This is a genomic window from Bradyrhizobium sp. OK095 (assembly GCF_900109945.1).
In the GTDB taxonomy this organism is placed as follows: Bacteria; Pseudomonadota; Alphaproteobacteria; order Rhizobiales; family Xanthobacteraceae; genus Bradyrhizobium.
Genome location: NZ_FOBX01000018.1, coordinates 43,858 through 56,759, shown reverse-complemented (window position 1 = coordinate 56,759; position 12,902 = coordinate 43,858). Strand labels below are relative to the sequence as shown.

At 63.6% G+C, this 12,902-nt stretch carries 9 protein-coding genes; 3 read left to right on the top strand and 6 right to left on the bottom strand.

The features are described 5' to 3' along the window. Positions 1-136: 136 nt before the first annotated feature. Positions 137-1,102, top strand: a complete 966-nt coding sequence (locus BMW89_RS33320) for a 2-hydroxyacid dehydrogenase (protein WP_092034572.1) — start codon at positions 137-139, stop codon at positions 1,100-1,102. A 206-nt stretch (positions 1,103-1,308) separates the two neighbouring features. After that, positions 1,309-3,276: a methyl-accepting chemotaxis protein gene (locus BMW89_RS33315; RefSeq protein ID WP_092034571.1), complete on the top strand. Its 1,968-nt coding sequence runs from the start codon at positions 1,309-1,311 to the stop codon at positions 3,274-3,276. A 13-nt stretch (positions 3,277-3,289) separates the two neighbouring features. On the opposite strand, the gene BMW89_RS33310 is transcribed toward BMW89_RS33315, so the two are convergent. The 3 genes from BMW89_RS33310 to BMW89_RS33300 all read right to left on the bottom strand — a co-directional run bounded on the left by BMW89_RS33310 (position 3,290) and on the right by BMW89_RS33300 (position 7,370). Next, positions 3,290-6,031 carry a hybrid sensor histidine kinase/response regulator gene (locus tag BMW89_RS33310; RefSeq protein WP_283805341.1) on the bottom strand — a complete coding sequence of 914 codons (2,742 nt, stop codon included), beginning with the start codon at positions 6,029-6,031 and terminating at the stop codon, positions 3,290-3,292. Continuing rightward, positions 6,024-6,434 (bottom strand): response regulator transcription factor, encoded by a 411-nt coding sequence (locus BMW89_RS33305; RefSeq protein WP_092034663.1) that lies wholly within the window; start codon positions 6,432-6,434, stop codon positions 6,024-6,026. Before BMW89_RS33305 ends, BMW89_RS33310 begins: the two co-directional genes overlap by 8 nt. Positions 6,435-6,656: 222 nt before the next feature. Next, positions 6,657-7,370 (bottom strand): TetR/AcrR family transcriptional regulator, encoded by a 714-nt coding sequence (locus tag BMW89_RS33300; protein ID WP_092034570.1) that lies wholly within the window; start codon positions 7,368-7,370, stop codon positions 6,657-6,659. A 113-nt stretch (positions 7,371-7,483) separates the two neighbouring features. Here BMW89_RS33300 and BMW89_RS33295 point away from each other — a divergent pair, with 113 nt between their 5' ends. Beyond that, the gene (locus BMW89_RS33295) at positions 7,484-8,125 is read left to right on the top strand and encodes a glutathione binding-like protein (RefSeq protein ID WP_092034569.1); all 642 of its coding nucleotides are present in this window, start codon (positions 7,484-7,486) and stop codon (positions 8,123-8,125) included. A 54-nt stretch (positions 8,126-8,179) separates the two neighbouring features. On the opposite strand, the gene BMW89_RS33290 is transcribed toward BMW89_RS33295, so the two are convergent. From BMW89_RS33290 to BMW89_RS33280, 3 genes are all read right to left on the bottom strand, one after another. Continuing rightward, complete coding sequence (locus BMW89_RS33290; protein ID WP_092034568.1) at positions 8,180-9,838, bottom strand: hydantoinase B/oxoprolinase family protein; 1,659 nt, start codon at positions 9,836-9,838, stop codon at positions 8,180-8,182. A 2-nt stretch (positions 9,839-9,840) separates the two neighbouring features. Then, on the bottom strand, positions 9,841-11,925 hold the full coding sequence (locus BMW89_RS33285) for a hydantoinase/oxoprolinase family protein (protein WP_092034567.1): 2,085 nt from the start codon (positions 11,923-11,925) through the stop codon (positions 9,841-9,843). Between the two features lie 140 nt (positions 11,926-12,065). After that, positions 12,066-12,887 (bottom strand): NAD-dependent protein deacetylase, encoded by an 822-nt coding sequence (locus tag BMW89_RS33280; RefSeq protein WP_092034566.1) that lies wholly within the window; start codon positions 12,885-12,887, stop codon positions 12,066-12,068. Positions 12,888-12,902: the final 15 nt, after the last annotated feature.

Sequence of the window (12,902 nt, the reverse complement as noted above, 5' to 3'; positions counted from 1 at the left end):
CCTTCCCTGAACGCTTGTTTTGAAGACGATCCACTATGCCCGGCCCCGACAGGGCTGCGGAAAAAAATTGCAAGAAAAATCCGGCAGATCGTGCCAAGGAGGGCAACCAAAAGCGGAACCTTATGAGGCACTTCGAATGACCGTGGGCATACTGGCAGTCCTGATCAACAGCACGCAGCAGAACTGGCTGCCGGAGCGCTGGAAGGCCCGATTCGAGGCGGTCTGCGGCGGCCGCCGCGTGGTGCTGCTGCCCAATTCCGCGCTCGATCCGGCCGAGGTGCATTATGCAGCGGTGTGGAAGCCGGTACCGGGCGACCTCAAGGCGTTTCCGAACCTGCGCGCCATCTTCAACCTCGGCGCCGGCGTCGACGCGCTGATGGCCGACAAGAGCCTGCCCGACGTGCCGCTGGTCCGCGTCGCCGTGCCTGACCTCACCAACCGCATGACCGAATATGTCGTGCTGCACGTGCTGATGCACCATCGTCAGGAGCTGTACTTGCGGGACTCGCAGCGCGTGAAGCGCTGGGAGCCGACATATCAGTGGCCGGCGAGCGCGGTGACGGTCGGCGTCATGGGGCTGGGCACGCTTGGCGCCGATGCAGCCGACGTGCTGCGGCGGCTCGGCTTCCGTGTCACCGGCTGGAGCCGCAGCCCGCGCACCATCGCGGGCGTCGAATGTTTCCACGGCACTGCCGGGATGGATGCCTTCCTGCGCACGACCGATATCCTGGTCAGCCTGTTGCCGCTGACGCCCGACACACATGGCATCCTCAACCGCGACGTCTTCACGAAGCTCAACCGCAAGAGCCCGCTCGGCGCGCCGGTCGTGATCAATGCCGGCCGCGGCGGCTTGCAGAACGAAGCCGATATTCTCGCCTGTCTCGACGACGGCACGCTGGGCGCCGTCTCGCTCGACGTCTTCGTGCAGGAGCCGCAGCCGAAAGACAGCCGCTTCTGGACCCATCCCAAGGTGCTGCTGACGCCTCACAACGCCGCCGACACCGACGCGGACGCGATCTCGGCCTATGTCGCCGAGCAGATCGCGAGGTTTGAGGCGGGCGGCGCGCTGGAGAATGTGGTGGATCGGGGCAGGGGGTATTAGGGCTCGGCTGCCTGAGAGAGGCGCGACCGCCCTACAAACTCCGTGTCATCCCGGCCTAGCGCGCAATTACGCGCGGGGGGCCGGGACGACACCTGTGGTTTGGCCAATAGCCCACACCACAACCCCCGCTTCCCCCGTCCCCGTTCACCCTCTCTTAGCGAGAATTTGATAGTCGTTCTTAACCAACGGTAAAGAACGAGAGACACATGCGCTCGCCCCTCGGCCTCAGGATGCGGATCACGGTTGCACTGGCGGTGACGGCGGCGGCAACCGCGCTGATCGCGGTGCTGGGGGCGATGTGGATCATTGCCGGGATCATCGACCGCGCCGACCAGCGCGAGCTGCGCAGCCATTATGACGCGCTGTTGTCGCGGATCGCGGAAGAGTCCCGCCGCGCCGCCGCCATGAGCGCCGTCGTGGCCGCGATTCCGGCGACGCAGGAGGCGATGGCGAAGCAGGATCGCGAGGCGCTGATGCGCCTGTTCGGGCCGGTTTTTGCCGCGACCAAGTCGGAGTACGGGGTCGAGCAGTTCCAGTTCCACGTGCCGCCGGCAACGTCGTTCCTGCGCGTGCACCAGGCGGCGAAATTCGGCGACGACCTCTCGGGCTTCCGCAAGACCGTCATCGACGCCAACCAGGAGCACAAGGTCGTGGTCGGCCTCGAAGGCGGCATCGCCGGGCTCGGCATCCGCGGTGTGGTACCGATCGCGCAAGGGGCCAAGCATCTCGGCTCGGTGGAATTCGGCCTGACCTTCGGCCAATCCTTCCTCGACGACTTCAAGACCAACCGCCATGTCGACGTCGCCTTCCATCTCGCCGACGGCTCGGGCTTCAAGCTGTTCGGCGGCACGCTGAAGGGCAAGAGCTTCTTCGATGCGGCCGATTACGGCCGCGCCACCGGCGGCGACTTCACGGTGCGGCAGGCCAAGCTCGACACCACGCCCGTCGCGGCGCTGCTCGGACCAATCAAGGACTTTTCCGGAAAGCCGCTCGGCGCCGTCGAGCTGGTGATGGATAACGCCGATTACGTGGCTTCCTCCGACCGCGCCTGGATGCTGGCGATCGGCATTGCCGCGCTCGGGCTCGTGCTGGCGGGGATCGTCGGCTATCTCATCGCCCGCAGCATTTCGCGGCCGATCATCTCCATCACGAGCGTGATGCGTGAGCTGGCTGACGGCCGGCTCGATGTGACCGTTCCGGTCAGCAAGGCCAACGACGAAGTCGGCGCGATGGTGAAGGCCGTCGCGGTGTTCCGCGACAACGCCGTCAACTTCAGCAAGCTTCAGGTCGATCAGCTCGAGGCCAAGGCACAGTCCGAAGCGGAGAAGCGGCGCGCTTTCGCAGCCCTCGCCGACAATTTCGAGGCCAGCATCCGCGACGTCGTCACCACGGTGTCCGCCGCCGCCGTCGAGATGGAGCATACCGCGCGCTCGATGTCAGACATCGTCGAGCAATCGCGCAACCAGACTCGCGCCGTGTCCTCGGCCTCGGCGCTGGCCTCGGAGAACGTGCAGACGGTCGCGGCCGCCGCGGAGGAATTGTCCTCGTCGATGACCGAGATCAGCCGGCGTCTTGCGCACGCGACCGAAGTGGTCGGCAAGGCCGCGAGCGACGGACGGGAATCGAATGCGCGGGTGCAGAGCCTTGCCGACGCCGCGCAAAAAATCGGCGACGTCGTCTCCTTCATCAGCGGCATCGCGGGACAGACCAACCTTCTCGCGCTGAATGCGACGATCGAAGCCGCGCGCGCGGGCGAAGCTGGCCGCGGCTTTGCGGTGGTGGCTTCCGAGGTCAAGGCGCTGGCAACGCAGACCGCGAAAGCGACGGAAGAAATCGGCGCGCAGGTGACCGCCGTTCAAGGCGAGACCACCGGAGCCGTCGAAGGCATCCAGTCGATCTGCGCGACGATCCAGCAGGTCGACGAGATCTCGGCCGCGATTGCCGCTGCCGTCGGCCAGCAGGGCACGGCGACGCAGGAGATCGCGCAGAACGTCCAGCAGGCCGCGGCCCGCACCGGCGAGGTCTCGCAAAACATCTCCGGCGTCACCGCCGGCATCGCCGCGACGGGCACGGCGGCTGAGGAAGTGCTGGGCTCCGCGATCGAGCTGTCGAAACAGTCGCAGCGGCTGCGGGACGAGGTGGATCGCTTCCTGGCGCAGATTCGGGCGGCGTAGGGCGGGCACCGAACTAGGGCGGAGACGGCGTGACTGGAGGCGGCGCTTTCAGAACCTCGCGGAGACGAAGCGCAAGATCTGCCTTGCGATAGGGCTTGGTGAGAACGACCGCTCCTTCGCGATGCCGACCGTGCTTGATGAGGGTTTCCAGCGCATAGCCCGACGTCAGAAGCACCGGCAGTCCCGGTCGCATCTGCTGCGCGAGTTCGGCAAGGTTCCAGCCATTGATTCCGCCCGGCATCACGATATCGGTGAACAGGACGTCAACGCGAATATCGGTTCTGAGCTTGTCGAGGGCATCCTTGCCATCGACGGCGGCCACGACCGAATATCCGAGGCTCTGCAATCTCATGACTGCGTAGGATCGAACAAACGGATCGTCCTCGACGACCAGCACGGTTTCAGTCCCCTTCGGAAGCAAGGCCTCATCCATCTGGGTCGGCCCGGATGACGTCGGCAATTTCGCAGATACCTGCGGCAAGTATATTCGAACGGTGGTGCCAAGCCCGGGCTCGCTATAGATGGACACGTGTCCGCTGGACTGCTTGACGAAACCGTAGACCATGCTGAGACCCAATCCGCTGCCCTTGCCCACCTCCTTGGTCGTAAAGAACGGCTCGAACACCCGCTCGAGCACATTCTTCGGCATTCCCTCGCCGTCATCGGTGACGGCAACCATGATGTACTCGCCCGGCATCACTTCGGGATGAAGGGACTTATAATGATCGTCCAACGACGCGTTAGCCGTCGTGATCGTAAGACGTCCGCCGGACGCCATGGCATCCTGTGCGTTAACCGCAAGATTCAAGACTGCTGATTCGAGCTGGGCAGGGTCTGCGTAGGCAAGCGCGAGACCAGGATCGAAACTGGTATTGATCTCGATGTCTTCACGTAACGCCCGCCGCAGCATCTTTTGCATGCCATCGAGCAGCTGGTTGCTGTCGATCTCGATCGGGCGGAGGATTTGCCGGCGGCTGAATGCGAGCAGCCGCTGCGTCAGTTCTGCGCCGCGGTCGCCGGCTCGGCCGATGTCGTTGGCGAGCTGCCGTAGATCCTGCCGTGGCTTGAGCTGTTCACTGAGAAATTCGGCATTGCCGACGATGACGGTCAAGAGATTGTTGAAGTCGTGGGCGATCCCGCCCGAGAGCTGTCCAACCATTTCCATCTTCTGCGCCTGCACCAACTGTTCTTCGGTGCGCTTGCGCTCGGTCAGATCGTGGATGATGCCGACGAAGATCGATTTGCCATCCTGCTTGGCTTCGCCGACCGACAGGTCCATCGGAAATGTCGATCCATCCTTGCGCCGACCGACCACTTCGCGGCCGCTTCCGATGATCTTCTTGAGGCCGGTGCGGTGAAAATTGTCCAGATAGCGATCATGTTCGTCACGATAGGGAGCGGGCATCAATATCTTGACGTTCTGCCCGAACACCTCTTCAGCCAGATAACCGAAGAGCTTCTCGCATGCCGGATTGAACATTTGTATGAGCCCAGCCGCGTCGATCCAGATCACGCCGTCCACGGCGGTTTGGACCACCGTACTGATGCGCATTCCCGCGTCGTGGATAGCCTGCTCGGCACGGCGTCGCTCGCTGATGTCGCGGGTGATCTTGGCGTATCCGAGCAGTTGGCCCTGCTCGTTCGTGATCGCATCGACGACAACGCTCGCCCAGAACTTGCTGCCGTCCTTGCGCACGCGCCAAGCCTCGACCTCATACCTGCCCTCTCGCCGCACCGTTTCCAGGTTGCGTTCGGGCTCGCCGCTCAGACGTTCGTCTTCGGTGTAAAATTCGCGAACATGCCGGCCGAGAATTTCCGCCGCAGTGAATTGCTTGATCCGCTCGGCGCCGCTGTTCCAGCTCGTCACCCTCCCCTCGAGATCGAGCGTGTAGATTGCGTAGTCTGCGACGCCCTCAACCAATAACCGGAAGCTCCGCTCGCTGTCATGAACGGACTGCTCGGCCCGCTTACGCTCCGTCAGATCGTGAATGATGCCGACGAAGATGGACTCGCCGTCCTGCTTTGCTTCACCGACCGAGAGATTCATCGGAAACGTCGATCCGTCCTTGCGCTGGCCTACCACCTCACGGCCAATCCCGATAATTTTTCGCTCGCCGCTGTCCAGAAAATTCCTGATGTAGCCGTCGTGTTCAATTCGGTACGAGGATGGCATCAACAGCTTGACGTTTTCATGCATGACTTCGTCAACGCTGTATTGGAACAACCTTTCGCAGGCGGGATTGAACATGATGATGCGTCCCCGGGCATCGATCAGAATGACCCCGTCCACAGCGGTATCCACGACCGCCTTGAGCCGCGCAGCGCTTTCGCGCAGCGCCTGCTCGGCCCTTTCACGTTCGGTAAGATCGTGGATGATGCCGACGAAAATTGATCCGTCGTCCTGCTTTGCTTCGCCGACCGACAGGTCCATCGGAAACGTCGATCCATCCTTGCGCTGGCCGAGCACCTCACGGCCGCTGCCGATGATCTTGCGCTTGCCGGTTTTCGCAAAATTGTCGAGGTAACGGTCATGTTCCTGACGATAATGCCCAGGCATGAGCATCTTGACGTTCTGCCCGACGACCTCATCAGACCGGTATTTGAAGAGCTTCTCGCACGCCGGGTTGAACATCAGGACCCTGCCGCTCGCGTCAATCAGGATCACGCCGTCGACGGCCGTCTCGACGACGGCACGCAGCCACCGCGCGTTCGTACCCTCGGGAAGCGAAACATCGGTTTGAAAGTCGTCAGCCAACGGCTTCCGTCCTCCGGCCACCCTGCTCCAGAAAACACGCGGCGATGACGGCGAGCAGTTCTGTCGGCTTGAAGGGTTTGCGCAAACAGCGCGTGGCCCCAAGTTCAAGCGCCATGCTCAGGAAGTCCGGAGCCGGCGCTCGTCGTTCAGCGAAGACATATCCGGAGATAGCGATCAGCGGTACCGTTGGCGCGCGCTGCCGGAATAACCGGATCGATTCAAAGCCGCGCATCTGTGGCATGAAAATATCAATGACCATCAAATCAATCGGCGCCTTGTCGAGAGCATCAAGACCAGATTCGGCGCCGTAAGCGACGATAACCTCGAAGTCCCGGCTCTCCAGCCAAGCGCGAACGCTCGTACAAATCAAAGGATCATCATCGACAACAAGAATGCGTGGCATGACGGCAGCCCCAGCCCCGGGCAGGTCTTCGACCCGCACCATCGTCATTCTATCGACGAGATTGTCGCCCCGACCGAAGGTGATTCGATTCAGGAATCGTACACCCGAATGAAGGTAGACCAATAAAAATAAAGCTTCTGGTTGATTCGCTGTCGGCCCGTTAGCGTGCTTAGCTCGAAGAATTTCCCGGATATGGTGCCACGCGCTCGCCTCGGCACGAGATTACCCCGCCCCCACCATCACATCGATCGCGCCTTTCACGATCGCCTCCAGATCTTTGCGCGACACGCGGGCGCGCGAGCGGATGGCGATTGAGTGCACCGTTGCTGATGCAAGCTGCGCCAGCACGGCCGGATCGGCACTCTCCGGCAGCTCGCCCTTCTCCTTCGCCTTGCGGAAGCAATTTGCAAACGCCTTGTCGAGCTCCGACAGACCATCGAGCACCATGGCGCGAATCTCCGGGTCGCTCACCGCCTCGGACGCCGCGGTGACCACCGTGAAGCAGCCGCGCGGACCGGTTTCGCCGGAGAGATAAATGTTCAGCGCGGAGGCGAAGATGCGCTCCAGCCGCTGGCGCAGCGGCATCTCCTCGCGGAAGATCGTGAGCATCGATGCGCGGGCTTCCTCGCGGTAGCGCTGATAGCTCTTGATGTAGAGCTCGCGCTTGTCGCCGAAAGCGCCATAGAGGCTCGGCCGGTTCATGCCGGTGGCTTCGCTGAGATCGTCGAGCGAAGTTGCGGCAAAGCCCTGCCGGCGGAACAGGTCCAGCGCCTTGCCGAGGGCGATTTCGGGCTCGTAGGCGCGCGGACGACCGCGGCGCTTGGGTTCGCCGCGGCGCTCGGGTTCGCCGCGGCGCTCGGGTTCGCCGCGACGCTCGGGTTCGCCGCGACGCTTGGGTTCGTTGGCAGCAGCTGGCGGTTTCGATTTTTGTACCATTTCGCAAACAATCCTTGACCGGCATTATATTATGCAAGATAGTACAAAAATCAATCTGGCCAGGTTGAGCGAGACTCAAAGAGACACCCAGGAATTCGCCAAGGAGGCACCAGATGGATCTTTATTTTCAGCCGCTCGCCTGTTCGATGGCGACCCGCGTCGCGTTGTACGAGGCTGGCGCAGATGCAAACTTCTTCGAAGTCGATTCTCCGACCAAGACCGTGTTGAAGAACGGCTCCGACTTCCGCGCCATCAATCCGATCGGCCTGGTGCCGGCGCTCCGCACCGATGAAGGTGTGGTGCTGACGGAGAATGCCGCGATCCTGCAATATGTCGCCGATCGGTTTCCGCAATCCGGTCTCGGCACCGGACCCGGCATCGACCGCACGCGGCTGCATCAATGGCTCTGCTTCATCGGCACCGAGCTGCACAAGGGCCTGTTCATCCCCGTGCTCGACCGCAAGGCGCCGCAGGAAACCAAGGCCTATGCACTGGAGAAGAACCTGTCGCGGCTCGACTATGTCGAAAACCACCTGAAAGGCCGCGAGTTCCTGCTCGACCACTTCACCGTCGCGGACGCCTATCTCGTCACGGTCATCAACTGGACCATGGCAACGCCGCCGATCGAGCTCGCGAAATGGCCGAACGTGAAGGCCTATTACGAGCGCCTGCGCCAGCGGCCCTCGGTCGCAAGAGCGATCGCCGAGGAGTTCGAGCTCTACAAGGCCGAGCAGGCGCGGAAGAAGGCCGCATAAGCTCGAACAATCAAGCCATCGTCCCGGCCGACAAGGCCGGGACGATCTTTTTCGTCACCGCGCGTAGCTGTAAACCCCGGCCGCGTTGTCCGACGAGACGAGCCCGCTCTCGACGTCGTCCTTGACCGCCGCGCGATCACGCTCGCCCGGCGCGCCGATGCCGGCGCCGCCCGGTGTCATCACCACCAGCCGGTCATCGGCCGGAATGGTCTGAAAACCCTTGCCGCGCATCTTCTGTCCCGACTTGAGGCCGACATAGCCGGCCTCGCCGTTCCGGCCGCCATCGCGGCCGCGCGGCGGATGCTCGATACGATCGAACGCCGCCAGGATGTCGAACGGCGCATCGATGCCCGTGCCGACCTCGATGATCTGGCCGAGGCCACCGCGGGTGCGCCCTGCTCCGCCGGAATCCGGACGCAGCTCCTTGCGCCAGAAGATCAGCGGCGTCTGCGTCTCCGCGATCTCGACCGGTGTACCGCGCACACCGCTGGGATAGGCCGTCGCGGACAAGCCGTCCTTGCTGAAGCGCGCGCCGGTGCCGCCATTGCTGGTGACTGTCATCGAGAAGCCGTAATTGCCGCCGACGCCGCTGCGGGTCTGTCCGCGCACGTTGAGATTCCACAGGCACGAGGTGCCTTCCGCGGGCACGCGCTCGGGAATGATCTGACGCAAACAGCCGAACACGACGTCGGGCAGCATCTGGCCGACGATGTGGCGCGAGGCGACCGGCGCGGGCTTCGGCGCATTGAGGATTGCGCCCGCAGGCGCCGACACCGTCAGCGGCGAGAGCGAGCCGGCATTGTTCGGGATCTGCGAGGCGACGACGCAGCCGAGGCCGAACACGGTATAGGCCGTGGTGTAGGACAGCGGCACGTTGATGCCGAATTTCGATGCGGCCGAGGTGCCGTCGAAATCGACGTGGATGCCGGTATCCGAGATCGTCAGCGTCGCCGCCAGCGTCACCGGCGCGTCGTAGCCGTCGACGACCATGCTGTTACACCATGTTCCTTTGGGCAGCTTTGCGATTTCGGCGAGCACCGCCTCGCGCGAGCGGTCGCAGATGTAGTCGCCGAGCCCATCAAGCGTGTCGATGCCGAACTCGGTCATCATCTCGACCAGCCGCTCGCAGCCGACGTCGTTGCAGCCGGCGAGTGAATAGGTGTCGCCCTCGGTATCGATCGGCAGCCGCGTATTGGTGCGGATCATCGCCATCAACGTCTCGTTGACGACGCCCTGGTCGATCAGCTTCAGCATGGGGATGTAGAGCCCCTCCATGAACACGTCGGTGGCATCAGGGCCGAAGCCGATACCGCCGATGTCCATGAGATGGCTGGTGCAGGAGAACAGCGCGACGACCTTGCCGTCCTTGAAGCAAGGCGTGGTGACGACGAAATCGTTGAGATGGCCGGTGCCCATCCAGGGATCGTTGGTGATGTAGGCGTCGCCCTCCTTCATCGTCTCCAGCGGGAAGCGATGAATGAAGTGCTTGACCGATTCCGCCATCGAGTTGACGTGACCGGGCGTGCCGGTCACCGCCTGCGCCAGCATCCGCCCCCTGAGGTCGAACACGCCGGCCGAGAGGTCGCCGCATTCGCGCACGATCGGGCTGAAGGCGGTGCGCAGCAGCACCTGCGCCTGCTCCTCGACCACGGCGATCAGCCGGTGCCACATGATCTGAAGGTCGATCAGGCTCGCGCCATTTGCGTTGCTCATGATCAGGCCGCCTTCCGTTCCATGACGATGCTGCCGGCACCGTCGATATGCGCATCGAAACTGTTGGAGACGAAGGTCGAGGTCTCGTCCTCGGCGATCACCGCCGGACCCGCAATGGTCGCGCCCGGCGCCATGTCCTCGCGGCGATAGAGCGGAATCTCGATTACTTCGCCCGCCCGGCCGTCGAAGAATTTTCGGCTGCCCGAGGCTTTTGCCGCAGGCTTGCGCGTCACCGCGGCGACAACAGATGGATTACGCGCGTCCGTCGTAGCAAGCACCGACCAGCTCAACACCTCGATCGCCGCGCCCGGGATCGCGCGCTCGAACAGCGCGGAATAATCCGCCTCGAATTTTTGGCGCAGGCCGGCGAGATCGGCCGATGTCAGCGGCCGGTTTGGCAGCTCGACCGTGATTTCGTGGCCCTGGCCGACATAACGCATGAAGGCGGCGCGGCGCTCGCGTACCGGCGCGCCGGCAGCGCCAGGCTCGACCAGTGCGCGCGCTTCGGTCGCCATCTCCTGCAAGAGGCCGGACACCGCTTCGGTGTCGAAATCGTCGAGCCGGACGTGACGGCTGCGCACCAGCTCATAGGCGATGGGCGCGGCCAGAAATCCGACCGCCGAGCCGACGCCGGCATTCGACGGCACGATCACCCGGGAGACACCGATCTTCTCGGCAACGCGCGCTGCATGCAGCGGCGCTGCGCCACCGAAGGCGATCAGCGTGTGCTGGCCGACGATCTCGCCGCGCTCGACCGCATGCACGCGCGCCGCGCTCGCCATGTTCTCGCAGACGACCTCGTGCACGGCATAGGCCGCGGTTTCCGCCGACAGACCGAGCGGTTCGCCTACGGCTCGCAGCAGCGCTTGTTTCGAGAGCTCGGGGTCGAGCTTGATCGTGCCACCGGCAAAGGCGTCGGGATCGATCATGCCGAGGGCAACGTCCGCATCCGTCACGGCCGGACGCTGGCCGCCGCGACCATAGCAGGCAGGTCCCGGCTCCGACGACGCGCTCTCGGGACCGACGGTGACGCGCTTCATCGCATCGACATGCGCGATCGAGCCGCCACCGGCGCCGATCTCGACCATCTCGATCACGGGAATACGTACCGGCAGGCCGGAGCCCTTGAGGAAGCGTGCGGCACGATCGACCTCGAACACGCGCGAAGTCTCGGGCTGATAGTTTTCGATCAGGCAGATTTTTGCAGTGGTGCCGCCCATGTCGAAGGACAGCACCTTGCGCTCACCGAGCCGCGCTGCGATCTGCGCCGCGAAAATGGCGCCGCCGGCAGGCCCGGACTCGACGAGCCGCACCGGAAAGCGGCGCGCCGTCTCGATCGAGGTGACGCCGCCGCCCGAGGTGACCAGATAGATAGCGCCACGGTATTGTTCGACCTGCAACGCATCCGCCATGCGGGCGAGATAACCGTCGATCAGAGGCTGCACATAGGCGTTGGCAACCGCTGTGGAGGTGCGCTCATATTCGCGGATCTCCGGACAGACGGCCGATGACACCGTCAGCGAGATGCCGGGTATCTCCTCGGCGAGGATCGCAGCCGCACGGCGCTCATGGTCGGGATTGGCGTAGGAGTGCAGGAAGGCGATCGCGACGCTCTCGACGCCGAGCTCACGCAATTTCGGCGCGAGTGCGCGCACTGACGCTTCGTCCAGCGGGAGGCGGACAGCGCCATGCGCATCGATGCGCTCGGGCACGGTGAAGCGCAGGCTGCGCGGCGCCAGGGGTTTCGGCTTGTCGATGGTGAGATCATACTGGTCGTAACGGCTCTCGGTGCCGATATCGAGCACGTCGCGAAAGCCCTCGGTCGCAATCAGCGCCGTCTTGGCGCCGCGCCGCTCGATGATGGCGTTGGTCGCGAGCGTCGTGCCGTGAATGAAGACGTCGATATCGCTGATATGCGCATGCGCGTCGGTGAGAATGAGACGCATTCCATCCAGCACCGCCTGCTCGGGGCGCTGCGGCGTCGTCAACACCTTGCGGGTTTTGCGCACTTCGCCCACGTCCAGCACGATGTCGGTGAACGTGCCGCCGATATCAACGGCAAGCCGCACCTCGGCTCCCTCAAGCATTCCAGAATTCTCCGTGCTGATCGTCAGACTGGGGTCGAAATTGCAGCAATTTTCATACCAGCGACGGCGCAAATGGTGAAGCCGTCCGCCCCCTTTGCGTGGCACCTATGCGATAGGGGAGTGCTCGATAAGCCCGCCTGTCAGAGCAGGAATGCAAGCGCCGCTTCGCAGCGCTCCTCGACCTTGAGCGTCAGCAGATCGTCGGCGCGGGTGCGCCCGAGATTGACCGCGGCGATCGGGATTTTTCGATTCGCGGCGGCCTGGACGAAGCGGAATCCGGAATAGACCATCAGCGAGGAGCCGACGATCAGCATGGCATCGGCCTGCGACAGATGGTCCTGCGCGGTGGCGACGATTTCACGCGGCACGTTCTCGCCGAAGAACACCACGTCGGGCTTGAGGATGCCGCCACAGGCCTCGCAAGGAGGCACCTTGAACGACGAAAAATCCGCATGCTCGAGATCGGCGTCGCCATCAGGCGCATCCGCGGCATCGAGCGTCAGCCATTCCGCATTGGCGCGGCCGAGACGATCCTGGAATTCGCTCCGCGGCGTCTTCGCCCCGCAGCCCATGCAGCGGACGAGATCCAGCCGGCCATGCAAATCGATCACCTGCCGGTGGCCGGCGGATTGATGCAGCCGGTCGACATTCTGCGTCAGCAACATCTCGCAGCGCCCGCCCGCCTCGAGCCGGGCAAGCGCATGATGCGCATCGTTCGGGCGCGCCTGGCCGAACCGCCGCCAGCCGATCAGGCTGCGCGCCCAATAGCGCTGGCGCGTATGCTCCTCCGACATGAAGGCCTGGAAATTGACCGGCTGGGTCCGTTTCCAATTGCCGTCGCTGTCGCGGTAATCGGGAATGCCCGAATTGGTGCTGCAGCCGGCGCCGGTCAACACGAACAGACGCTCGTGCCGGCCGACGAAATCCTCAAGCGATCGATTTACCAACGGAGTATTTGTCATGCCGCAGATGTAGTT